General features: G+C 68.5%; 25 protein-coding genes and 1 tRNA gene. 17 read left to right on the top strand and 9 right to left on the bottom strand.

Annotated features, from left to right (window positions below; all coding sequences use genetic code 11):
• Nucleotides 1-50: 50 nt before the first annotated feature.
• The 4 genes from BJ980_RS07130 to BJ980_RS07115 form a co-directional block, all read right to left on the bottom strand.
• On the bottom strand, nucleotides 51-710 hold the full coding sequence (locus BJ980_RS07130) for a methionine ABC transporter permease (protein WP_179501655.1): 660 nt from the start codon (nucleotides 708-710) through the stop codon (nucleotides 51-53).
• A complete protein-coding gene (locus tag BJ980_RS19430) occupies nucleotides 710-1,738 on the bottom strand; it encodes an ATP-binding cassette domain-containing protein (protein WP_179501654.1) in 1,029 nt (342 codons plus the stop codon). Before BJ980_RS19430 ends, BJ980_RS07130 begins: the two co-directional genes overlap by 1 nt.
• 2 nt (nucleotides 1,739-1,740) lie before the next feature.
• Nucleotides 1,741-2,664, bottom strand: coding sequence for a MetQ/NlpA family ABC transporter substrate-binding protein (locus BJ980_RS07120; RefSeq protein WP_179501653.1), 924 nt, complete (start codon nucleotides 2,662-2,664; stop codon nucleotides 1,741-1,743).
• A gap of 233 nt (nucleotides 2,665-2,897) precedes the next feature.
• A complete protein-coding gene (locus BJ980_RS07115; RefSeq protein ID WP_179501652.1) occupies nucleotides 2,898-5,498 on the bottom strand; it encodes an esterase-like activity of phytase family protein in 2,601 nt (866 codons plus the stop codon).
• 234 nt (nucleotides 5,499-5,732) lie between these two features.
• On the opposite strand from BJ980_RS07115, the gene eno reads away from it, so the two are divergent.
• From eno to BJ980_RS07065, 10 genes are all read left to right on the top strand, one after another.
• Complete coding sequence (gene eno / locus BJ980_RS07110) at nucleotides 5,733-7,013, top strand: phosphopyruvate hydratase (RefSeq protein WP_179501651.1); 1,281 nt, start codon at nucleotides 5,733-5,735, stop codon at nucleotides 7,011-7,013.
• A gap of 6 nt (nucleotides 7,014-7,019) precedes the next feature.
• Nucleotides 7,020-7,598, top strand: a complete 579-nt coding sequence (locus BJ980_RS07105; protein WP_179501650.1) for an FtsB family cell division protein — start codon at nucleotides 7,020-7,022, stop codon at nucleotides 7,596-7,598.
• Complete coding sequence (locus tag BJ980_RS07100; RefSeq protein ID WP_179501649.1) at nucleotides 7,595-8,107, top strand: DUF501 domain-containing protein; 513 nt, start codon at nucleotides 7,595-7,597, stop codon at nucleotides 8,105-8,107. The genes BJ980_RS07105 and BJ980_RS07100 overlap by 4 nt, the downstream gene beginning before the upstream one ends.
• The gene (locus tag BJ980_RS07095) at nucleotides 8,104-9,000 is read left to right on the top strand and encodes a Ppx/GppA phosphatase family protein (protein WP_179501648.1); all 897 of its coding nucleotides are present in this window, start codon (nucleotides 8,104-8,106) and stop codon (nucleotides 8,998-9,000) included. Before BJ980_RS07100 ends, BJ980_RS07095 begins: the two co-directional genes overlap by 4 nt.
• Before the next feature lie 57 nt (nucleotides 9,001-9,057).
• Nucleotides 9,058-9,357, top strand: coding sequence for a hypothetical protein (locus BJ980_RS07090; protein WP_179501647.1), 300 nt, complete (start codon nucleotides 9,058-9,060; stop codon nucleotides 9,355-9,357).
• Entirely contained in the window at nucleotides 9,358-10,197 is an 840-nt protein-coding gene (locus BJ980_RS07085) for a uracil-DNA glycosylase (protein ID WP_179501646.1), read from the top strand.
• The gene (locus BJ980_RS07080) at nucleotides 10,194-10,712 is read left to right on the top strand and encodes an ACT domain-containing protein (protein ID WP_179501645.1); all 519 of its coding nucleotides are present in this window, start codon (nucleotides 10,194-10,196) and stop codon (nucleotides 10,710-10,712) included. The genes BJ980_RS07085 and BJ980_RS07080 overlap by 4 nt, the downstream gene beginning before the upstream one ends.
• A complete protein-coding gene (def, locus tag BJ980_RS07075) occupies nucleotides 10,709-11,287 on the top strand; it encodes a peptide deformylase (protein WP_343047725.1) in 579 nt (192 codons plus the stop codon). Before BJ980_RS07080 ends, def begins: the two co-directional genes overlap by 4 nt.
• 15 nt (nucleotides 11,288-11,302) lie before the next feature.
• Nucleotides 11,303-11,379 (top strand) — tRNA-Leu (locus tag BJ980_RS07070).
• 117 nt (nucleotides 11,380-11,496) lie between these two features.
• A complete protein-coding gene (locus tag BJ980_RS07065; protein WP_179501644.1) occupies nucleotides 11,497-12,303 on the top strand; it encodes a Bax inhibitor-1/YccA family protein in 807 nt (268 codons plus the stop codon).
• 77 nt (nucleotides 12,304-12,380) lie between these two features.
• Here the strand turns inward: BJ980_RS07065 and BJ980_RS07060 are convergent, their stop codons facing one another.
• The gene (locus BJ980_RS07060) at nucleotides 12,381-13,421 is read right to left on the bottom strand and encodes a GDSL-type esterase/lipase family protein (RefSeq protein WP_179501643.1); all 1,041 of its coding nucleotides are present in this window, start codon (nucleotides 13,419-13,421) and stop codon (nucleotides 12,381-12,383) included.
• A gap of 125 nt (nucleotides 13,422-13,546) precedes the next feature.
• Between BJ980_RS07060 and BJ980_RS07055 the strand changes: the two genes are divergently transcribed.
• Entirely contained in the window at nucleotides 13,547-14,941 is a 1,395-nt protein-coding gene (locus BJ980_RS07055) for a cystathionine beta-synthase (protein ID WP_179501642.1), read from the top strand.
• An 8-nt stretch (nucleotides 14,942-14,949) separates the two neighbouring features.
• Here BJ980_RS07055 and BJ980_RS07050 read toward each other — a convergent pair whose 3' ends face one another.
• Entirely contained in the window at nucleotides 14,950-15,417 is a 468-nt protein-coding gene (locus BJ980_RS07050; RefSeq protein WP_179501641.1) for a hypothetical protein, read from the bottom strand.
• A gap of 70 nt (nucleotides 15,418-15,487) precedes the next feature.
• Here BJ980_RS07050 and BJ980_RS07045 point away from each other — a divergent pair, with 70 nt between their 5' ends.
• Nucleotides 15,488-16,213: a response regulator transcription factor gene (locus tag BJ980_RS07045; RefSeq protein ID WP_218855435.1), complete on the top strand. Its 726-nt coding sequence runs from the start codon at nucleotides 15,488-15,490 to the stop codon at nucleotides 16,211-16,213.
• Nucleotides 16,214-16,217: 4 nt separating this feature from the next.
• Here the strand turns inward: BJ980_RS07045 and BJ980_RS07040 are convergent, their stop codons facing one another.
• Both BJ980_RS07040 and BJ980_RS07035 read right to left on the bottom strand, forming a co-directional pair.
• Entirely contained in the window at nucleotides 16,218-17,150 is a 933-nt protein-coding gene (locus BJ980_RS07040) for a signal peptidase I (RefSeq protein ID WP_179501640.1), read from the bottom strand.
• A 64-nt stretch (nucleotides 17,151-17,214) separates the two neighbouring features.
• A complete protein-coding gene (locus BJ980_RS07035; RefSeq protein WP_179501639.1) occupies nucleotides 17,215-17,838 on the bottom strand; it encodes a TasA family protein in 624 nt (207 codons plus the stop codon).
• Between the two features lie 246 nt (nucleotides 17,839-18,084).
• Between BJ980_RS07035 and BJ980_RS07030 the strand changes: the two genes are divergently transcribed.
• The 3 genes from BJ980_RS07030 to BJ980_RS07020 all read left to right on the top strand — a co-directional run bounded on the left by BJ980_RS07030 (nucleotide 18,085) and on the right by BJ980_RS07020 (nucleotide 20,090).
• Nucleotides 18,085-18,615 carry a hypothetical protein gene (locus BJ980_RS07030; RefSeq protein ID WP_179501638.1) on the top strand — a complete coding sequence of 177 codons (531 nt, stop codon included), beginning with the start codon at nucleotides 18,085-18,087 and terminating at the stop codon, nucleotides 18,613-18,615.
• Nucleotides 18,616-18,690: 75 nt separating this feature from the next.
• Nucleotides 18,691-19,470 (top strand): TSUP family transporter, encoded by a 780-nt coding sequence (locus BJ980_RS07025; protein ID WP_179501637.1) that lies wholly within the window; start codon nucleotides 18,691-18,693, stop codon nucleotides 19,468-19,470.
• Entirely contained in the window at nucleotides 19,467-20,090 is a 624-nt protein-coding gene (locus BJ980_RS07020) for a YigZ family protein (RefSeq protein WP_179501636.1), read from the top strand. Before BJ980_RS07025 ends, BJ980_RS07020 begins: the two co-directional genes overlap by 4 nt.
• On the opposite strand, the gene BJ980_RS07015 is transcribed toward BJ980_RS07020, so the two are convergent.
• Nucleotides 20,091-20,492, bottom strand: coding sequence for a YchJ family protein (locus BJ980_RS07015; protein WP_179501635.1), 402 nt, complete (start codon nucleotides 20,490-20,492; stop codon nucleotides 20,091-20,093). It abuts the gene before it with no gap.
• A 17-nt stretch (nucleotides 20,493-20,509) separates the two neighbouring features.
• Here BJ980_RS07015 and BJ980_RS07010 point away from each other — a divergent pair, with 17 nt between their 5' ends.
• Together BJ980_RS07010 and BJ980_RS07005 are read left to right on the top strand one after the other, a co-directional pair.
• A complete protein-coding gene (locus BJ980_RS07010) occupies nucleotides 20,510-21,034 on the top strand; it encodes a DinB family protein (protein WP_179501634.1) in 525 nt (174 codons plus the stop codon).
• Nucleotides 21,031-21,534: a GNAT family N-acetyltransferase gene (locus BJ980_RS07005; protein ID WP_179501633.1), complete on the top strand. Its 504-nt coding sequence runs from the start codon at nucleotides 21,031-21,033 to the stop codon at nucleotides 21,532-21,534. The genes BJ980_RS07010 and BJ980_RS07005 overlap by 4 nt, the downstream gene beginning before the upstream one ends.
• Nucleotides 21,535-21,550 lie beyond the last annotated feature (16 nt).

The raw sequence follows: 21,550 nt of genomic DNA, 5'->3' as shown, positions 1-21,550 counted from the left end.
CGCGCACGGCACGTCCCATCCACCGCAGCCCGCGTGGGCCGCGGGTCAGGTCAGCGGCGGAGCACCTTGCGGGCCAGGGCGTTGCCGAGGAACTGCACCGACTGCACGATCACGATGATCATCAGCACCGCCGCCCAGGTGACCCACTGGTCGAACTGCCGATAGCCATAGACGATCGCGAAGTTCCCGAGGCCGCCACCGCCCACGACGCCCGCGATCGCGGACATGTCGACCAGCGCCACCAGGGCGAACGTGTAGCCGAGGATCAGCGGCCCGAGCGCCTCGGGGAGCAGCACGGTGAAGACCACCCGGGTGCGCGAGGCGCCCATCGCCCGCGCCGCCTCGAGGACGCCGGGGTCGACGGAGAGCAGGTTCTGCTCGACGATGCGGGCGATGCCGAACGTGGCAGCCAGCGCCATCACGAAGATCGCCGGCTTGTTGCCGATACCGGTGCCGGTGACGACCCGGGCCAACGGCTGGGCGGCCGCGATCAGGATGACGAACGGGATCGGGCGGAAGGTGTTGACCACCAGGTTGAGCAGGAACGAGACCACCCGTCCCGGCTTGATGCCACCCGCACGGGAGACATAGAGGGCGACGCCGAGGGCGAGGCCGGCGATGCCGCCGAGGATCAGCGCCCCGGCCACCATGTAGAGGGTCTCGAAGGTCGACTGCCAGTAGATGTCCTGGAGCTCGTTGAGCCGTTCCATCAGGGCACCTCCTTCGTCTCGACCATGGCGCTGACTGCGCTCACGGCCTCGGCGACGGCGGCGTCCTCACCGGTGAGGGCCAGGGTCAGGTGGCCGAAGGTTCGGCCGTGCACGTCCTCGATGCCGCCGTGGATGAGCTCGAAGCGGACGCCGCGCTCGATGAACTGCGCGAAGACGTCCGAGGGGGTCACCGACTCGTCGCGGAACGAGAGGGTGATGAACCGGCCCTCGTGCTTGTCCCGCAGTCGCGCCCTGGTCCGCTCGGGTGGGCCTTCCTCGACCAGGGTGCTGACGAAGCGCTTGGTGGCTGGGTGGGCGGGGTTGGAGAAGAGGTCGTAGACGGGCCCCTGCTCGACGATCCTGCCCTTCTCCATCACGGCGACGTTGTGGGCCAGGACGCGGACCACTTCCATCTCGTGGGTGATCAGCACGATGGTGATGCCGAACTCCTCGTTGACCCGGCGCAGCAGCGCGAGCACCTCGTCGGTGGTCTGCGGGTCGAGGGCGCTGGTGGGTTCGTCTGCCAGCAGGATCTTGGGGTTGGTGGCCAGGGCGCGGGCGATGCCGACGCGCTGCTTCTGGCCGCCCGAGAGCTCGTTGGGATAGGCGTGCGCCTTGTCGGCCAGGCCGACGAAGTGCAGCAGCTCGGAGATCCGGGCCTGGTGCTCCGCCTTGGGGACCTTCGCGACCTGCAGCGGATAGAGCACGTTGCCCCACACGGTGCGGTTCGAGAGCAGGTTGAACTGCTGGAAGATCATCCCGATGTCCGCGCGGACCGGCAGCAGCTTGCGCTCGTTGAGCGAGCTGACCTCGCGGCCGTCGACGGTGACCGTGCCTGCGGTGGGCTTGTCGAGGGCGTTGATCAGCCGCAGCAGGGTCGACTTCCCGGCACCCGAATAGCCGACGATGCCGAGGATGTCGCCCTCCTCGACCCGCAGGTCGACCTCATCGAGAGCGAGGACTGGTTGCGCGGCAGCACCGCGCCCCGGGAACTCCCGGGACACGGCGCTGATCTCGATGAGAGCCACTGCTACTTCTTCTGGGCCTTGGTGTCGGCCTCGACCTTGGCCAGCGAGGCCTCGAGGTCCTCCACCGGGGTCTTCAGCAGGATCGCGGTGCCACCGGAGACCTCCTGGACCGAGTCGGTGACGGCCTTGGTGTCCTGGTAGATCTCGACGAGCTTCTTGTACGTCGCGTTGTCCTTGTCCTCGGCACGCGCGGCGAAGATGTTGACGTAGGGGAGCGCGTTGGGGTCTGACGGGTCGTCGGTCGCGATCGCGTCCTCGAACTTCAGGCCCGCCTTGTCGACGAAGTCGTTGTTGACGATCGCGGCGGCCAGGTCCTTCAGCGAGGTGACGGTGAGCTCGGCACTGAGTGCCTTGACCTTGACCTTCGAGGCGTCCTCGTCGACGTCGGCGAGGTCGGAGAAGATCGAGCCGCCGGACTTGAGCTTGATCAGGCCGGCCGACTGCAGGACCAGCAGGCCACGGGCCTGGTTGCTGGGGTCGTTGGGCACGGCGACGGTCTCGCCGGCCTTGATGTCCTCGACCGAGTCATACCTCTCGGAGAAGAGCGCCAGGGGGTAGATCGCGGTGGCGCCGACCGGGGTCAGGTCCTGGTCGTTGGAGACGTTGTAGTCGGCAAGGTAGACGATGTGCTGGAACTGGTTGAGGTCCAGGTCCTCGTTGGTCACGGCCGGGTTGGGCTGGCTGTACTCGGTGAAGTCGACGATCTCGACGTCGATGCCTTCGTCCTTGGCTGCCTTCACATAGATGTCCCAGTAGGGGTCGCTGGCGCCGACGACGCCGATGCGGACCGTCTCCTTGTCGTCGTCGCCCCGCAGGAAGAGGGCATAGACCAGACCGGCGATCAGGGCCAGGACGACCACGCCGGCGATGACCAGCGGGAGGGGGTTCTTCTTCGGGGCCTCGATCAGAGGCGCGTCGTTCGACATCGACTTCCTTCTTCGTGCGATCGACCGCAGGTTTGCTGCTGGTCTCGGGTTTCAGGGGGGTGTCGACAATGCTAAGTGCATTGAGTTGATCGACATTCCAGTGTCCAAGAATGCGGACACGTGTTCCCCGACACGCACCCAGCCCTGGACCTCGGTGGAACGACACGGAGCCCCGGAGTAATCCGGGGCTCCGTGTGCGATGGACAACACCAGGCGTGGATCAACGCTTGGGGTCAGCGCCGGGCGGACACCTTCACCCTGACGGCGCCGGACGTCGAGGCGAGCGCCTCGCGGTTGCCGACGTACTTCACGGTGAACTCGTGCACGCCGGCACGGGGGCGAAGGCTCACGCTGACCTTGCCGTTCCTCAGCCAGCCGGTCCGGACGACCTCGGAGCCGTCGAGGAACTGGACCTTCCCGGTCGCGAACGAGGGCGAGGTCGAGGCGTAGAGCTTCACCCGCTGGCCCGCACGAGCAGCCCGCGGGCCGGCCGACAGCTTCGCCGTGGTGGCCAGGGCCGAGCGGAACAGCCGGTTGCGGGTGCCCAGCTCCACCAGCTGGGTCTCGCCGGTCGCGTCGTCGAGACCGTCGTTGTCGGTCACGCTGAACACCCGTCCGTCGCGGGTGATGGCGAGGCCCTCGAGCTTCTCCTGCGTCCAGCCGTTGAACTTGCGCAGTTCCGGCAGGACGTCGATCGCCTCCGCCTTGGTGACCGGTACGACGTCCTTGGTGGGCTTGGTCGACACGTTGACCACCCGGACCCGCTTGAGCTGCGCATCTGGGCCGTTGAGCTTGTCGCGCTCGATGACAGCGACCGAGTTCTTGTCCAGGACGGTGATCTCGGACAGGCCGATCCAGTCGTTCTCGGCAGTGGTCTCATCCAGTGCGTAGCCGAACCAGTCCCAGGTCTTGTCCGCCACGTTGTAGCGACCGATCCGGGCCCGGGTCTCGCCGGCGATGGCGCGCTGCAACGCGACGTACACCTGCTCGTTGCGACCGCTTCCCCAGGCCGAGACGCCTTCGATGCCCCACTTGGAGAGGTTCGCGGTGACCTCGGCCGGCAAGGCGATGGTTTCGACGATCCTGCCGGTGCTGGAGACTTTGAGGACCTTGTTCTCCGGACCCGTCGCTCCCTCGACGCCGAGCCAGAAGCCACCCGAGGCGCGCTTGTGCAGTCCTTCGATGTCAATCTTGGGGCGCTGGCCCTGGGCGTCGGTGACCTCGACGACCGAGTCGATCACGGCCGGCTTCCTGCTCACGTCCACGCCGTGGATCCGACCGGTCGCATAGGCCGCGTCGCTGGCGGCCCAGAGCCGGTCCTTGTCCCTCGGGTCACCGCTGAGTGCGCCCAGCGCGCCCCACCCGATCGGCTGGCCGTCGACGTCGGCGGAGATCACGCTCGGGAACTCAGGGCGCCCCTTGCCGAGCTCGTAGATGCCGACCGTGGCGCGCACGTTGGCCGATGCGTCGTCCTCCTCCGAGGAGACGACGAGCAGGTCGCGCGACGGGATCGGGAGCAGGCCCTCGGGGCCGTTGGTGGTGGCCAGCGCCTGGCGGAACGCGGGTGCGGTCGGCTCGGTCATGTCATAGACCGCGACGAAGTTGCTGCGCTCCGAGCCTACGAAGGCATAGGGCGTGCCGTCGATGACCTCGAAGGCCAGGCCCTCGGGCTCGGCGCCCTTCTTCGCGGCGCGACCGTTGTTGTGCAGCCCGTGGCGGATGGCGATCTGCTCGAAGGAGTTGCCCGCATCCCAGGCCACCTCACCGGTGGTGGTGTCGAAGACCGACCACCCGCGGGTGCCACCCTTCCAGTCGCCCTCGTTGGCGGTCGCGACCAGGTTGGGGCCGACCCACTGGATCGAGTCGGGCTCGCGGGGTGCATTGATGCTGCCGCTGGGGTCGAAGAGGCCGTCCTTCTTGGTGTCCACGCCTTCGACCTTGGCGTTGCCGGCGGAGAACGCCTTGTCGATCGCCTTGGTCGGCAGGTCGATGATGACCACGCCGTTGTTCTCCTGCAGGGTCAACGCGAGCTTGTTGTCGTCGTTGATGTCTACATATTCCGGCTCGGCGTCCTCGGGGGTGTCCATCCCGGCCAGGGCCTCGGCGGGCAGTTCGACCGGGGCCGGGGTCCACGTGGTGGGGTCAGGATTCGTCAGGTCGATCACCTGGACGAAGCCGGAGGGTGCCTGGGGGAGATCGCCCTCGTCGCCGCCCTCGGGGGTGACTGCCTCGTTGCGCTGGTTCTCCATCGCGATGGCGGCATAGCGGCCGTCGGGGGAGATGGCGATGGAGTCGGGCTGGCCACCGAGATCGATGGAGGCGACCTCCTCGTGGTCGCCCGCGAGCTTCACGATGTCGAGGCGTCCGGCGCGCACGCCGACGGACGGCGCCTGGTCCTCCCACTTGGTGTCCTCGAGGCCGGGGTAGGTGCTCTCGTCGACGACGACCAGCGCGACCTCGCCGACGCCGGAGTCGGTGATCGAGACCGACGTCGGCTGGCCACCCTTGGTGCTGCCGGAGACGTCGTGAGCGCCGATGCCCTTGGGCGCGGACGGGTCCGTGATGTCGAGGAACCCGATCCGGCCGCCCAGGGCGTCGGTGTAGGCCACCGTCCTTCCGTCCCGGGAGACCGAGGAGATCTCCGCGACCGTCGCGTCCGCCGGGTCGGCGCCAGCCGGGACGTTGGAGAAGACCGGGTATGTCGACACCCGGTGGAAGGCCTCATCCGACCCGACGGGGGTCGAGTTGTCGGCGATCGACGAGTCGGTGAGGGCCAGGACTGACAGGGGCAGCGCAGCGAGGGCGGCAGCGGCCGCTCCACGGCGTACGAGCATGGTGTGCCTTTCGACGGATGGTCCCGAGACGGATCGAACGCATGCTGGCGCCGCCCTCCGTCGGGGTCGTGTCAGGGCGGTGAACGCACGGGGCGCACCCGGTGACGAATCATCCGGGGCCGGTACGCCGCGGCTGCCGGGGCTTCTCACACGCGCGGGTGCTGCCGGGATGAGGGCACCGACCCGGTTAGGCTGATCGGGCTCGATCCCATCACCCTTCCAGGAGCATCCCTAGTGGCTTCCATCGCTGCCGTCGGCGCCCGCGAAATCCTCGACTCCCGAGGCAACCCGACCGTCGAGGTCGAGTTGCAGCTCGACGACGGGACCTTCTCCCGGGCCGCCGTGCCCAGTGGCGCCTCCACCGGCGCCTTCGAGGCGGTGGAGCTCCGCGACGGCGGGGACCGCTACCTCGGCAAGGGCGTCGAGAAGGCCGTCAACGCCGTGATCGACCGGATCGGCCCGGCGATCGAGGGCCTCGAGGCCGACGACCAGCGCCTGGTCGACCAGACCATGCTCGACCTCGACGGCACCCCGAACAAGGCCGAGCTCGGCGCGAACGCGATCCTCGGCGTCTCGCTGGCCGTCGCCCGCGCCGCCGCAGACTCCGCGCGGCTGCCGCTCTATCGCTATGTCGGTGGGCCCAACGCCCACGTGCTCCCGGTGCCGATGATGAACATCCTCAACGGTGGGTCGCACGCGGACTCCAACGTGGACATCCAGGAGTTCATGATCGCCCCGATCGGTGCGACCACCTTCCGTGAGGCGCTGCGTCAGGGCACCGAGGTCTACCACGCACTCAAGGCCGTGCTGAAGAAGAAGGGCCTGGCCACCGGCCTCGGCGACGAGGGTGGCTTCGCCCCCAACCTCGACTCCAACCGCGCCGCGCTCGACCTGATCAGCGAGGCGATCGGCAGCACCGGCCTCGAGCTGGGCAAGGACATCGCCCTGGCACTCGACGTCGCTGCCTCGGAGTTCTTCACCGACGGCGCCTACCAGTTCGAGGGTGTGGCCAAGTCCGCCGCCGAGATGACGGCCTACTACGCCGACCTCGTGGCCAACTATCCGATCGTCTCCATCGAGGACCCCCTCGACGAGGAGGACTGGGACGGTTGGAAGACGATCACCGACGAGCTCGGCACCCGCACCCAGCTGGTCGGCGACGACCTGTTCGTCACCAACGTGGAGCGCCTCCAGCGCGGCATCGACGGTGGACAGGGCAACGCCATGCTGGTGAAGGTCAACCAGATCGGCTCGCTCACCGAGACCCTCGACGCAGTCGACCTCGCCCACCGCGCCGGCTTCCGCAACATGATGAGCCACCGCTCCGGCGAGACCGAGGACACCACGATCGCCGACCTGGCCGTCGCCACCAACTGTGGCCAGATCAAGACCGGTGCCCCGGCACGCTCGGAGCGCGTTGCGAAGTACAACCAGCTCCTGCGCATCGAGGACGAGCTGGCCGAAGCCGCCCGCTATGCCGGCGCCGGGGCCTTCCCGCGCTTCACGCGAGGCTGATCGTCCATGGCCGAACGTCGTCCGAGCCGGGGCAGCGGCCCCCGCGGCACCCGGGGACCCGCCGGTCCCCGGAGCGCCGCACGGTCGCGCACGCCCCGGCCGGGCGGCGTACGCCCGACTGATCCCCGCTCCCGCGCCGGCGCCCAGCGACCCAAGCTGACCGGCCGGGCCGCGATCTTGATCGTCGTCGTGGCGGTGCTCGCGGTGTCCTACGCCTCGAGCATGCGCGCCTATCTCCAGCAGCAGCAGCACGAGGCCGACCTGCGCAGCCAGATCGCCGAGACCAGCAAGGACATCAAGGCCCTCGAGCGCGAGAAGCGGCGCTGGAAGGACGAGGCATTCATCGAGGCCCAGGCGCGCAAGCGCTTCGGCTACGTGATGCCCGGCGAGACGTCCTACATGGTGATCGACGAGAACGGCGACCCGCTCGACTCTCCCGACGAGCTGGCCGACCCCGAGGCGCCTCCGGTCGAGATCCCCGATGCCTGGTGGGACACCGCCTGGGGATCGATCGAGGCTGCCGGCAACCCCGAGAAGACACGCCGGGCGAACACCCCCGCACAGAAGATCGAGCCCGAACAGTGAACTCTTCCAACTCACCCCACATCACGCAGCCGGACATCGACGCGATCCAGGCGCAGCTCGGGCGCGAGCCCCGATCTATCGAGGACATCGGCCACCGGTGCCCGTGCGGCAATCCCGACGTGGTCACCACCAAGCCCCGCCTGGAGAACGGCACTCCGTTCCCGACGACCTTCTACCTCACCTGCCCGCGCGCCGCGAAGAGGATCGGTACGCTCGAGCAGGAGGGCGTGATGAAGGAGATGGAGCAGCGCCTGGCCTCCGATCCGGAGCTCGCCGAGCGCTACCTCGCTGCGCACGAGGCCTACCTCTCCGCTCGTGAGGAGATCGGCCACGTCGACGAGATCGAGGGCATCTCTGCCGGGGGCATGCCGAAGCGGGTCAAGTGCCTGCACGTGCACGCCGGGCACGCCTTGGCGCAGGGTCGCGGCGTGAACCCGTTCGGGGACGAGGTCCTCGATCTCCTGGGTGAGTGGTGGGCGAGCGGTCCCTGCGTCGCCGCCGATCAATGAGCATCGTCGCCGCGATCGACTGCGGCACGAACACGATCAAGCTGCTGATCGGTGATCTCCCCGACGTGGCGGTCCGCGAGTCGCGGATGGTGCGCCTCGGGCAGGACGTCGACCGCACCGGACGGCTGGGTGACGAGGCGCTGGAGCGCACGTTCGCGGCGATCGACGACTACGCCGCCCTGATCGCCGAGCACGCGGTCGAGAGGATCCGGTTCTGCGCCACCTCCGCGACCCGGGACGCGAGCAACAGCGACGTCTTCGTGGCCGGCGTGCGTGACCGGCTCGGCATCGAGCCCGAGGTCGTCGCCGGGCACGAGGAGGCACGGCTGGCATTCGCCGGCGCGATCCGCAACCTGCGCGCCACGCCCGAGAAGCCGGTGTTGGTGCTCGACATCGGGGGCGGGTCGACCGAGCTGATCCTCGGCACGGACACACCGCAGCGCGAGCACTCGATGGACATCGGCTCGGTGCGGATGCACGAGCGACACCTGCACTCCGAGCCGCCGACGGCCGCACAGATCGCCGCTGCGATCGCGGACATCGACGCGCACCTCGATTCCTGCCCGGTCCCGGCCGCCGAGGCTGCCACGGTGGTCGGTGTCGCGGGCACCATCCTGACCGTGGCTGCCGGCGTGCTCGACCTCCCGGCCTATGACCGCGAGGCCATCGACCAGTCGGTCCTGCCGGTCCCGGCCATCCACGCGACGACCGAGCGTCTGCTGGCGATGACGGTCCAGGAGCGCCTGGCGCTGCCCTACATGCATCCGGGTCGGGCAGACGTGATCGGGGCGGGAGCACTGATCCTGGACCGGGTGCTGCGTCGTACCAGCGTCGAGGAGATCGTCGTCTCCGAGGCGGACATCCTCGACGGCATCGCGTGGTCATTGCTCTGAGTCGTTTGGGATACGGTCGATCCGTTCAACGCAAACGACACATCTCGGAGGGTCACCATGATTTTCAAGCTCCTCAAGGTCCTGCCCTGGATCGCGCTCGGCTATGTGCTCGGCGCCCAGGCCGGTCGGGCTCGCTATGAGCAGATCGCAGCGGCGGCACAGAAGGTGAAGAACAGCGGCCCCGTCCAGAGTGGCGTGGCCAAGGCCGCCGAGAAGGCGCCCGTCGTCGCCGAAGCCGTCAAGGAGAAGGCAACGACCGCGGCCCACGCGGCCACGGACAAGCTGCCCGGCCACGGGGGCGGCGAGACCGGCAAGCATGTTGCTCCGGAGGCCGGCCTCAACGGGACCGGTTCCTGATTGCTGCCGCACCCGATCACCGGCCAGTCGTTCGGCTCGCCGGTCCCTCCCGGGACCGGCTGGCCGGACGACCCGGCCACGCCGCAGACCCCGGTGGCGCGCACCGCGGACGACGTACGCCGTCTTGCCGATGACGCAGACCTGGCCGAGCTCGACGCGCGGGTCTCGGTCTGCAGTGCCTGCCCGCGCCTGGTCACCTGGCGCGAGGACGTGGCCGCCGACAAGCGTGCGAGCTTCGCCGACCAGCCCTACTGGGGTCGACCCATCTCCGGGTGGGGTACGTCGACCCCGTCGGTGTTGATCGTCGGCCTCGCCCCCGCCGCACATGGCGGCAACCGGACCGGCCGGATCTTCACCGGCGACCAGTCAGGCGACTGGCTGTTCGCTGCCCTGCACCGGGTCGGGCTCGCCAACCAGCCCACCTCCAGGCATGCCGGCGACGGTCTGGCGCTGATCGATGCCCGGATGGTCGCCAGCGTCCGGTGCGCCCCACCGGACAACAAGCCCACCGTCATCGAGCGGGACACCTGCGCGCCGTGGATCCAGCGCGAGATCGAGCTGGTCGCGCACGGCATAAGAGTGGTCGTCGCCCTCGGGGGCTACGGCTGGGACGCGACCCTGCGCAGCCTTCGCGCGGCCGGCTGGGAGATCCCTCGGCCGAAGCCGAAGTTCGGGCACGGCGCCGAGGTGGTGCTGACCCGACCCGGCGGAAGCGATCGGGTCACCCTGCTCGGCTGCTACCACCCCAGTCAGCACAACACCTTCACGGGCCGGCTCACCGAGTCGATGACAGACGAGCTGCTGGCTCGCGCACGGACACTGGCATCATTGCCCGCGTGACCTTCCACGCCATCACCGTCCTCGGCCACGACCGCCCCGGGATCATCGCAGAGACAACCAGCATCCTGGCTTCACTGGGCCTCAACATCGAGGACTCCACGATGACCCTGCTGCGCGGACACTTCGCGATGACCCTGATCAGTGCGGGCGATGCGTCCGCGGACGCGATCGAGTCGGCCCTCGCGCCGATGACGAGCGCCGGCGACCTCACCGTGGCGGTGCACGAGGTGCCCGCCGAGGAGCCGAGCGCCAGCCGCGGCACCTCCTGGGTGCTCAGCGTCCACGGCGGCGACCGGTCCGGCATCGTCTCCTCCGTGGTGGCCCAGGTCGCGCAGGCCGACGGCAACGTCACCGACCTGACCACGCGACTGGCCGGAGACCTCTATGTCCTGACCGCCGAGGTCGACCTGCCCCTCGGTTGCGACGTCGAGGCCCTACGTGGCGCGCTCCAGGCGACCGCGCGCGAGCTGGGCGTCGGGGTCAGCATGCACGAGGTCGAGGCCGACGAGCTGTGAGCGATGCTGAGATCCCGGACGGCGTGAACGAGCGCGTCGCGACCTGGTCGGTCGATGAGCTCGACGCCCAGGGCCGGGAGCTGGAGGTCGTCACCGCGCCGGCATCGGTGCTGTCCACCGTCGGCGAGAAGGTCGACCCCACCTCACCCGAGATCGTCCAGCTCGCCGCCGACCTGGTCGCCACGATGCGGGTCTCGCCCGGTTGCGTCGGCCTGGCCGCGCCGCAGGTGGGGGAGTCGGTGAAGGTCTTCTCCGTCGATGTCTCCGAACACCCCAAGACCAGGGACCACCACGGCACCTATGTGCTGTGCAACGCCGAGGTCGTCGACTCCTCGCGCAACGAGAAGGCCCGCGAGGGCTGCATGAGCGTGCCCGACTTCACCGGTGACGTGAAGCGCGCGACGCGCCTGGTCGTGCGCGCCCAGCTGCCCGGCACCGGTGAGGAGGTCTACCTGCGGGCCAACGCCTTCGAGGCGCGGGCGCTGCAGCACGAGATCGACCACTGCGAGGGCCTGCTCTTCCTCGACCGGGTGGCCGGCGCCCACGCGATCCACGCCCGGAAGACCTACTTGTAGGGTGTGCGCTCTCGCGCCCCCGTGTCCCAACTGGCAGAGGAAGAGGTCTTAAAAACCTTTCAGTGTGGGTTCGAACCCCACCGGGGGCACCACGTGGGAACACGGAGCCCATCCCGTACGTTCATTTCATGTAGCCCGCCTACACTTGCACCAGCAAGCGGTGGACCAACCCCGAGACGGCCACCCCACCAGGCCTCCAAGGAGAGACCATGAAGAGCAACAACCCGGTGTTCAACCGATCTGCCGAGTTCAACGGTCAGGCCGGCTACGGCCAGACCATGACCGACCCCTCGCAGTGGGGGACCGGCGCTCCCGGTTATCAGCAGCACACCGACCGGATGACCATCGACTCCGTCGTGCAGAAGACCGGCATCTCGCTCGGGGTGGTGATCGTCGTCGCGATGGCCACCTGGATCCTGACCCCCGAGGTCACCGCGCAGGCCGACCTGTCGCCGCTGATCGCGGCGATGACGATCGGAAGCCTGGGCGCCTTCGCGCTGTCGATGGTGAACTCCTTCAAGCGCGTGATCAGCCCGCCGCTGGTGCTGGCGTTCGCGGCTCTCGAGGGTGTCGCCCTGGGTGCGCTGAGCAAGTACTTCAACGTCTTCTACGAGGGCAACGTGGTGATGGGCGCCGTGATCGGCACCTTCGCCGCCTTCGCCGGCACGCTCGCTGCCTACAAGTTCTTCAATATCAAGGTCAGCGGCAAGTTCCGGATGTTCGTCACCGCCGCGGTCTTCGGCATGATCGGCCTGGCCGTCCTCGAGATGGTGCTGAGCCTGTTCGGTGCCCAGATCGGTCTCTTCGGTGTCAGCGGCCTCGGCATGGTCACGGCCTTCGCCGGCCTGATCCTCGGTGTCTTCATGCTGATCATGGACTTCGACTTCGTCGAGCGCGGCATCGCTGCCGGGCTTGAGGAGCGTGAGTCGTGGCGCGCGGCCTTCGCGATGACTGTCTCGCTGGTCTGGATCTACACCAACCTGCTGCGGATCCTGGCGTTCTTCAGCCAGGACTGATCCCTGGCCATCTCCGATCGGCGTCCGTCACCTCCGGGTGGCGGGCGCCGATTGCATTCGTCCCGTGCACGAGCCGATCAACTGCCGTCGGCCGCAGTCGGGTCGACGACCTCCGCGGGCTCCGACTCCTCGGGGGCATGGGTCTCGGTGCGGGGGTGCCGGCGACGGTGCCGCAGCTCGACCCAGAGCCCACGCACTCCTCGGCGCTGGCCACCGACCTCGGTGCCGTCGAGCTCGGTACCTGGCGTACGGGCGGCCTCGACAGCCGCCCGGGCGATCGGCAGGACGCCCTCCCCGCGCAGGGCCTCGGGGCTGGCGTCCTCCTCGGGGATCAGCCCGAGGGCAGCCATCGCCGAAGGAAGCATCACTGCGGCAAGCGAGGCATAACCGTCGGCCGAGGGGTGGAACTGGTCGGGGCCGAACAGCAGGGCCGGCGCGGCGGCGAACTCGGGTCCCAGGATCGAGCCGAGCGACACCGTCCGGCCACCGGCCTCGACGACGGCGATCGCCTGGGCAGCGGCGAGTCGTCGGGACCAGGCTCGCGCGACCTGCTTGAGCGGCGGGTTGATCGGCTGGATGGTGCCGAGGTCCGGGCAGGTGCCGACCAGTACCTCGACGCCGGCACCGCGCAGACGACGTACGGCATCGGCCAGGCGACCCACGGACTGCGAGGGAGGAACGGTGTGGGTGACGTCATTGGCGCCGATCAGGATCACCGCGATGTCCGGCTCGCCGGGCAGTGCGGCCTCGACCTGCGCGGCCAGGTCCTTGGTCTGAGCGCCGACGACGGCGAACGAGCGCAGGTAGACGCGGCGATCGGAGCGTTCGGACAGCCCGGAGGCGAGGGCGGCACCGGGGGTGTCCACGACGTGGTGCACCCCATAACCGGCGGCACTCGAGTCGCCGAGCAGGGCCACCTTCAGGGCCGGCCCGCCACGACCGCGGCCGTACCAACCGGTGGCGTTGGGCGGATCGCCCTCGGCCGGCCCGATCGCCTTGCGGGCCAGTTTGGCCTCGGCCTTGAGCACGCCGAACAGGCTTGCGCCCACGACTGAGAGGCCGCCGCCGCCATACATCGCGGCAGCGGCAACCTTGCGTGCTGCTTCGGCCTTCCCCACGGCGGCAATGCTACGGGTCAGCGCGGGTGCGCACCGGATGCGCGCCAGCATGTCCGCCAGGATGTCCGCCGGGATGTCCGCCGGGCGGGCGGGCCAAAGCGCACAGGGGCGGCTAGCCTGAGGGCGTGGACTACGTGAACTCTCTCCTCGAACTCATCGGCAACACTCCGCTGCTGAGGCTCCAGCGCTCCCTCGACCTCACCGGGAACGAGGCAGAGGACGGACCCCTGCTCCTGGCGAAGGTGGAATATCTCAACCCGGGCGGCTCGGTTAAGGACCGGATCGCGACCCGGATGATCGAGGCCGCCGAGGCCTCCGGTGCGCTGCAGCCGGGCGGCACGATCGTGGAGCCCACGTCCGGCAACACCGGCGTCGGCCTGGCGATGGTCGCCCAGGCCAAGGGCTACAAGTGCATCTTCGTGTGCCCCGACAAGGTCAGCGAGGACAAGCGCAACGTGCTCAAGGCCTATGGCGCCGAGGTCGTGGTGTGCCCGACCGCGGTCGCGCCGGAGCACCCCGACTCCTACTACAACGTCTCGGACCGGCTCGCCTCGCAGCCGGGCGCCTGGAAGCCGGACCAGTACTCCAACCCGAACAACCCGCGCTCGCACTACGAGACAACCGGGCCGGAGGTCTGGGAGCAGACCGACGGGAAGATCACCCACTTCGTCGCGGGTGTGGGCACGGGCGGCACGATCAGCGGGATCGGGCGCTACCTCAAGGAGAAGAACCCCGAGGTCCAGGTCATCGGCGCGGACCCGGCAGGCTCGGTCTATTCCGGCGGCAGCGGTCGTCCCTACCTGGTCGAGGGGGTCGGTGAGGACTTCTGGCCCGAGACCTATGACCGCACCGTCGCCGACCGGATCATCGAGGTCTCCGATGCGGACTCCTTCGCCTTCACCCGGCGCCTGGCACGCGAAGAGGCCCTGCTGGTCGGTGGATCGTCGGGGATGGCGGCGTACGCCGCGAAGCAGTTGGCCGCCGAGCTCGCCGCGGAAGGCCGCACCGACGCGGTGATCGTGGTGTTGCTGCCGGACTCCGGTCGCGGCTATCTGACGAAGGTGTTCAACGACGAGTGGCTCTCCACCTATGGCTTCTCCACCGGCACCGACGACGCGTCGGGTCGCACGGTGGGCGAGGTGCTGCGCGGCAAGGACGGTCGACTGCCCGACCTGGTCCACACGCACCCCGCCGAGACGATCGCCGACGCGGTGCACATCCTCCAGGAGTACGGCGTCTCGCAGATGCCGGTGGTCCGTGCGGAGCCCCCGATCGTCGCCGCGGAGGTCGCCGGATCGGTCTCCGAGCGCACCCTGCTCGAGGCACTGTTCGCCGGGGACGCGAAGTTGAGTGACTCCGTCGAGCAGCACATGTCGCCCTCGTTGCCGACGATCGGTTCGACGGAGCCGGCCTCGGCAGCGGTGCAGCTGCTGCACGATGCTGACGCCCTGCTGGTGCAGGAGGACGGCAAGCCGGTCGGCGTGATCACGCGGCAGGACCTGCTCAGCCAGCTGGGCTGACCGCGTGGTCAGAGGTTTCCGGTGGCGGTGCTCAGGGCCGCGCAGGTGATGGTCTTTGTCCACACCTCGCTGGTCCAGTTGGACAGTTCGCTCCTGACGGTCAGCGTCCAGTTCGTTGCGCCGATGTCGATCCCCGACATTGACGACTCCACGCTTCCGGATCGGGTCGCGGACGTGCTGAACCCCTGGCTGGTGTTGCTGGTGTTCTTGGTGACCTGGAACCGGTAGGACGCACCCGTGGGGCCGCCGTCGGTGAACGACTGGATGGCGAACCTGACCCCTTCGGTGAAGAAACCGGTTCGACAGGTGTAGGTGCCTGTGACATCGGTCGGAGCGACCATCTTGGCGGTTCCCACCTGGATCCCGGCGGACGTCGGCGCACTGAACCGTGCCTGCGCCACGCCGGCGACGGCCAGCAGGCACAGCACGGCTCCGAGCACGGCGAGCGTGCGTCGGAGCAGATCAGAGCGGGTCATGGATCCAGTCTCCCGGTTCAGGTTCAAGTGTGGCGGTGCCGCGTCTCAAGGTTTCCTCAAGGACGCTGGCATGATCAGCACCATGGAGCGCAGCGCAGTGGTCATCGAGGACGATGCAGACATTCGAGGCCTGATCGAGCACACCCTGGCCAGCCAGGGGTTCGCGGTGAGCACCGCGGCGGACGGCCCGTCGGGGGTGGAGAAGGTCCGGGAGGTTGGTCCGGACCTGGTCACCCTGGACCTGGGCCTGCCCGGCTTCGACGGGATCGAGGTCTGTCGCCGGCTGCGCGAGTTCACCGACGCGTACATCGTGATGGTCTCGGCGCGTCAGGACGAGATCGACAAGCTGATCGGTTTGGAGACCGGAGCAGATGACTATCTGGTCAAGCCGTTCAGTCCGCGCGAGCTCAAGGCCCGGGTGACGGCACTGTTCCGGCGACCACGCCACCAGCCGACCGCTCCGGTGGCAGTTGCTGCTGAGGTGGACAGCAACGAAGTGCTGCGACACGGCCCGGTCGCGGTCGACGTCGATGCCCGACAGGTCTGGGTCAACGACGCGGAGCGAGATCTGACCCGCATCGAGTTCGACCTGCTGGTCGAGCTGATCCGTCGACCCAATCGGGTCTGGAGCCGTGAGTCGCTGCTCCGGACCGTCTGGGGCAACGAGTGGAGCACCGACACGCATCTGGTCGAGGTCCATGTCGGCAACCTCCGCAAGAAGTTGGGGGACCATGGGGGTCAGGTGCTGATCCGCACCGTCCGCGGCGTCGGCTATCGGATGGAGCCGATCGGCTGAGGCCTCAGGCCGCGAGGCAGCTGACGAGTTCCTGCTGCGAGCGCTCGGCGACCTGGGGAAGCATGGCGACGAGACTGTCGGCCGTCTCCCAGCTGCGTTCACGCACGGCAGCTTCGATGAAGGCAGCGGCGTCGGAGAGGTCGCTCGCGCCGACGCTGGCCGAGGAGACCTTCAAACTCAGCACCGAGTCCATTGCGGCATCGAAGTCCCGCGTGTCGACGGCCGCGCTGACCCGCTCGAGACGGGACGGGAGCATCTCGCGCCACTGACCGGCATAGAACACGGCGTAGTCCGGGTCGAGATCCTCTGCGAGGGTGGTGAGCGCTGCGACGTACGACGCATGGGAGGCCTCCGTGGCTGCCGGTACCGAGACGGGCAGACGAGCGGGTGCGGGGGTGGGCATGAGTTCTTCCTCGTCCTCGTTGCGGCTCCAGATCATGCTGAGTCCGAGCATGAGGGCCAGGCCGATGGCGGCCCAGAAGACGTTGTCCTGGACGAATGGTGTGCGCAGTGCCCGGATGCCGTTGCCGATCCACGGGACGACTGCCTGCATCTCCCAGACCGTGTCACCCTCCAGCGTGGCGGTCCACGGGTCCGGCTCGGCGTTTGCGTCGCCCTGGGTGCGGACGGCGATGGTGCCGTCCTCGTTGTTGATGACTTCGATGACCCGGTGCGTCTCGACGCGGTGGTCCTCGACCGGGATGTGATAGCTGATCACGTCGCCGACCTTGACGTCCTGCGCAGGTCGCGGGACCGAGACGACGACGTCGCCGGGGGTGATCCCGGGTTCCATGCTGCCGGTGAGCATGGTGGCCGTGCGATAGCCGAAGACGTGAGGTCCGACGGCCAGCAGCCCGAAGCTCAACAGACACCCGACCAGCACCAGGGTGAAGAGGACGTTCGCAAGACGGACGAGGATGTCGCGCAGTTGCTTCATGGTCTTCTCCTTCACCGGTGCTGGTCGGGTCTGTCGGGGGCTGGTCAATCAGTCAGGCCGTGTGTCAGCGAGCCTCGCCGGCACGCTGTGTGGCGGTGAAGCTGAAGTTCACCGAGTTGTTGAGGCCCTGGTAGGTGTTGTCGGCGGCCTCGGGCAACGCCAGGGTCACCCGCAGGTTGGCGGCCTTGGCGGAGCTGTTCAGGTCGGTGAGCGCCTTCGGCATCGCGACGTTGGCCAGCAGCGGGCTTCCCTGGGGAATCACCGAGGTGGTGGTGCCGGAGCAGGTGAGGTCGTTCGTGGTGGCGCTCTTGACCCACGCCACCGAGCAGGCGTCGACGGCCAGCTTGATGCCGTTCGTGCCGCTCTTGAGCAGGTTGTCGGTGGCCATCGTCGTGGTGAGCGTGACGCCACCGAACGACTCGGAGGTGGCAGAGCGAGTCAGCTGGACTGCGCGCTGGGCGGTGTCGGTCGGGACCATGTTGGTGACGGCCACGTCGAGGCCGCGGGTGGCCTGCGAGCTCATGTTCATCGTGACGACGCCGGTGCCGACGCTGGTGTCGGCGGCGGTGGTGGAGGTGAACGAGCCGTAGGTGCCCAGCCCGGCGACACCGGCCGCGGCAACCACGAGGGCGGCGGAGGCGAGGATCTTGACGGAGTTCTTGCGGCCGGACTTGGTGTTGGTGCGCATGGTGTGAGTCCTTCGGTGAGACCAGCCCCGCTGGTCGGTTTCTCTGACAAACAGAACTCTGCCGGGGCCATCTCAAGCCAACGGCTCGCGATTCCGCAGGGAATCCTCAAGAGATCCGCAAGAACGCACGGGTGCGGCCGTTCACCGCGCGTTCACTCGATGAGAGCGGCCTCATCGTCACCTCACGCATGCCTCACCAGAACTGATCAGGGTGGTCACACATCCCCCCACGAAAGGCTGACCACGATGAAACGCATCCTGGCCCTGATTGCCGCCCTGCCGATCCTCGCCGCCCTGGGCTCGCTCGGCGTCGCGGCTCCCGCGAACGCGGACGACCGGACCTGCCGCGGCACCATCGGAAGGACCACTGTCGACGGCAACATCCACGTCCCCACAGGCGCGACGTGCACGTTGGTCCACACGAACGTGAAGGGCAACATCAAACTCTCCAGCAGCTCCACCCTGAACGCTCGCGGAGTGCGGGTGGACGGTGACATCCAGGGTTGGAAGACTCGCCGCGTCGACGTGAAGTCGAGCTCGACCCGGCACTCGACGATCGAGGGAAACATCCAGCTCAGGTCGAGCGGTTATCGCGGTGGAGTCATCAACCAGGCTCGCGTGGACGGTGACATCCAGCTGTTCAGCAACCGTGGCCGGTTCTCGGTGAGCCGCAACGTGGTCGACGGAAACCTGCAGTGCAAGTCCAACTACCCCGCTCCGACGGGCTGGGGGAACAAGGTCCAGGGCAACAAGGAGGGCCAGTGTCGCCGGATGTGAGTGCAGCACGATCTGACTGACGACCGACCTGACCGCCGGTCTGACCGCTCGGACACCCGCCGTTAGTCTCGGTGGGTGCCCGAGCCGTCCTTGACCGTCGTCCTGCTCCTGGTGCTGGCCGCAGTGGCTGCGGGCTTCGTGGACGCGGTCGTGGGTGGCGGTGGCCTGATCCAGTTGCCGGCCCTGGTCATCGGCCTGCCCGGCGCGTCACCGGTGCAGCTGCTGGCGACCAACAAGCTGGCGAGCTTCTGCGGCACGACGGTCAGCTCGGCGACCTTCTATCGACGGATCAAGCCGGACCCGAAGACGTTCCTGCCGCTGATGGCGTTCGCCTTCCTCGGCGCGGCAGCGGGTGCGGCGGTGGCCTCGCTGATCCCGGAATCGGCGTTCAACCCGATCATCCTCGCCGTCCTGGTGGTGGTCGGCGCCTACGTGCTGTTCAAGCCGGATGTGGGCCAGCTGACCGAGCTCCGGTTCGAAGGTCGCCACCACACGTTCGGGGCGATGATCACCGGTCTGGTGATCGGGTTCTATGACGGAGCGCTCGGACCGGGAACCGGCTCCTTCTTCGTCTTCACGTTGGTCGGCCTGCTCGGCTACAACTTCCTCGAGGCCTCCGCGAAGGCCAAGCTGGCCAACTGGGCCACCAACCTGGCCTCGCTCGTCGTCTTCATCCCGCAGGGTGCAGTGATGTGGAAGATCGGCCTGTTGATGGGCCTGGCCAACCTGGCCGGCGGCTACATCGGAGCCCGGAGCGCGATCGCCAAGGGTGCGACGTTCGTGCGGGTGTTCTTCATCGTGGTGGTGTCCGCGTTCATCGTCCGGATCGGCGGCGACGTGGCGGGCCTGTGGTGAGCGGATATCTGACCCTCGCCCGCGACGCGTCGGTCGAGATCGAGGTCAAGCGATCGCGATTCCTGTGCACTCTGGCCCGTGTCGAGGACGAGGGCGCCGCCCGTGCGGTGATCGATCGGCTGCGCAAGGAGCACTGGGATGCGCGGCACACCTGCTCGGCCTTCGTGCTCGGTCCCGACGGTGCCCTCCAGCGCTCCAACGACGACGGTGAGCCGGCCGGCACGGCAGGTGCGCCGATGCTCGAGGTGCTCCGCGGCCACGAGGTCTGCGACGTCGTCGCCGTGGTCACCCGCTGGTTCGGCGGCGTGTTGCTGGGTGCCGGCGGCCTGGTCCGTGCCTATGGCGACGCCGTCCGTGCCGGCCTGGAGCAGGCCGGAACGCTCCAGCGTCGCTTGGTGATCGAGCACCTGGTCGAGGTCTCGCACGCCGAGGCAGGGCGCCTCGAGACGGAGCTGCGTCAGCGCGGAGTGGCCGTGCTGGAGACGACGTACGCCGCCAGCGTCACGCTGTTGCTCGGCGTGCCGGCAGACGGTGGGACGGACCTCGACGGACTGCTCGCCGAGCTCACCGCCGGAGTGGCAGAGCCGCTCGAGGTCGGCTCTCGGTGGGTCGACGCCTGATCACTCGGCCGTGACGTAGAACCAGCGCCCGGCCCGGCGGGCGAAGGTGCTCCGCTCATGCAGGGCGTCGGTGCCCGAGGCGTCGCGATAGTGCGCGCGGAACTCGACCACGCCGGTCTCGTCGCTGCGGCCGCCGTCGACGACGTCGAGGATCTCCAGCGCGAGCCAGGTCGTGCCGGGCTGCTGCTTCGGGAGCTCGGGACGGGTCCGCGGATGCCAGGTGCGGAACACGTAGTCGAGGTCATCGACCGCATAGGCCGCATAGCGCGAACGCATCAACGCCTGCGCGGTGGGCGCAGCCTCGGCGCCGCGGTGGAATCGCCCGCAGCAGGCGTCGTACGTCGTTCCGCTGCCGCACGGGCACTCAGCAGCGCCGCGCGAGCCGAAGGGGAGGCCAGACATGTGGGTACCGTAACCGGATGAGCGCCGAACGGATCGATCCGCCACTGTACGGGGACGAAGCCACCATGATGCGTGCCTTCCTCGACTATCACCGCGACACTTTTCGCTCCAAGTGCGCCGGCCTCGACGCCGAGCAGCTCGACTCGGCGCTGGCGCCGAGCGAGATGACCCTGGGCGGAATGATGAAGCACCTCGCCCTGGTCGAGTCCAACTGGTTCTCCCACGTGTTCAAGGGCAACCCAGACGTGGCGCCGTGGGACAGCGTCGACTGGGACGCCGATGCCGACTGGGACTGGCATTCCGCCAAGCACGACAGCCCCGAGGACCTTCGTCGCCTCTTCGACGAGTCGGTGGCGGCCAGCGACGCGATCCTCGACCTGGGCGACCCCCTGGAGACGCCCTCGGTGCAGACCAGCCGGCGCACCGGAGAGGGGAAGTTCAGCCTGCGCTGGATCATCCTGCACATGATCGAGGAATATGCCCGGCACAACGGCCACGCCGACCTGATCCGCGAGGCGATCGACGGGCAGACCGGCGAATGACCATCCGCCCTGTCACCGACGCGGACTGGGCGCAGATCTGGCCGTTCTGGATCGAGACCGTGCTGGCGGGTGAGACCTATGCCTATCCGATCGAGCTGACCAGCGAGCAGGCGCAGGCACTGTGGGTGGAACAACCACCGGGTGCCACCGTTGTGCTCGAGGAGGACGGGGTCGTCCTGGGCACGGCCAAGATGGGCCCGAACCGCCCCTCGTTCGGTGACCACATCGGCACTGCGAGCTTCATCGTCTCCCCGGCCGCGCGTGGCCGGGGCGTCGGTCGCCGGCTGGGGGAGCACGTCGTCGCGTGGCACCGCGAGAACGGTTTTCGCGGCATCCAGTTCAACGCCGTGGTCGAGACGAACACGGCGGCAGTGCGGCTGTGGCAGTCGTTGGGCTTCGAGATCGTCGGCACGGTGCCCGGAGCGTTCCGTTCCACCGCGCACGGCTTCGTCGGCCTGCACGTGATGTTCTGCGATCTCACGTCCGACAGCGCCCGTTGAACGAGCGGGCTAGCGT

Origin of the sequence: Nocardioides daedukensis (genome assembly GCF_013408415.1) — a bacterium.
Classification (GTDB): domain Bacteria; phylum Actinomycetota; class Actinomycetes; order Propionibacteriales; family Nocardioidaceae; genus Nocardioides; species Nocardioides daedukensis.
The sequence above is the reverse complement of the archived record's forward strand: the minus strand, read 5'-3'. Positions and strand labels throughout refer to the sequence as shown.

Bases quoted from the DNA above. Each gene is read 5' to 3' on its own strand.
- BJ980_RS07010 (WP_179501634.1), top strand. From the start codon at position 20,510: ATGAGCGCCGAACGGATCGATCCGCCACTGTACGGGGACGAAGCCACC.
- BJ980_RS07115 (WP_179501652.1), bottom strand. From the start codon at position 5,498: ATGCTCGTACGCCGTGGAGCGGCCGCTGCCGCCCTCGCTGCGCTGCCC.
- BJ980_RS07130 (WP_179501655.1), bottom strand. From the start codon at position 710: ATGGAACGGCTCAACGAGCTCCAGGACATCTACTGGCAGTCGACCTTC.
- BJ980_RS07095 (WP_179501648.1), top strand. From the start codon at position 8,104: ATGAGCATCGTCGCCGCGATCGACTGCGGCACGAACACGATCAAGCTG.
- BJ980_RS07035 (WP_179501639.1), bottom strand. From the start codon at position 17,838: ATGCGCACCAACACCAAGTCCGGCCGCAAGAACTCCGTCAAGATCCTC.
- BJ980_RS07105 (WP_179501650.1), top strand. From the start codon at position 7,020: ATGGCCGAACGTCGTCCGAGCCGGGGCAGCGGCCCCCGCGGCACCCGG.
- BJ980_RS07005 (WP_179501633.1), top strand. From the start codon at position 21,031: ATGACCATCCGCCCTGTCACCGACGCGGACTGGGCGCAGATCTGGCCG.
- BJ980_RS07090 (WP_179501647.1), top strand. From the start codon at position 9,058: ATGATTTTCAAGCTCCTCAAGGTCCTGCCCTGGATCGCGCTCGGCTAT.
- BJ980_RS07120 (WP_179501653.1), bottom strand. From the start codon at position 2,664: ATGTCGAACGACGCGCCTCTGATCGAGGCCCCGAAGAAGAACCCCCTC.
- BJ980_RS07040 (WP_179501640.1), bottom strand. From the start codon at position 17,150: ATGAAGCAACTGCGCGACATCCTCGTCCGTCTTGCGAACGTCCTCTTC.
- BJ980_RS07050 (WP_179501641.1), bottom strand. From the start codon at position 15,417: ATGACCCGCTCTGATCTGCTCCGACGCACGCTCGCCGTGCTCGGAGCC.
- BJ980_RS07045 (WP_218855435.1), top strand. From the start codon at position 15,488: ATGATCAGCACCATGGAGCGCAGCGCAGTGGTCATCGAGGACGATGCA.
- BJ980_RS07030 (WP_179501638.1), top strand. From the start codon at position 18,085: ATGAAACGCATCCTGGCCCTGATTGCCGCCCTGCCGATCCTCGCCGCC.
- BJ980_RS07015 (WP_179501635.1), bottom strand. From the start codon at position 20,492: ATGTCTGGCCTCCCCTTCGGCTCGCGCGGCGCTGCTGAGTGCCCGTGC.
- BJ980_RS07065 (WP_179501644.1), top strand. From the start codon at position 11,497: ATGAAGAGCAACAACCCGGTGTTCAACCGATCTGCCGAGTTCAACGGT.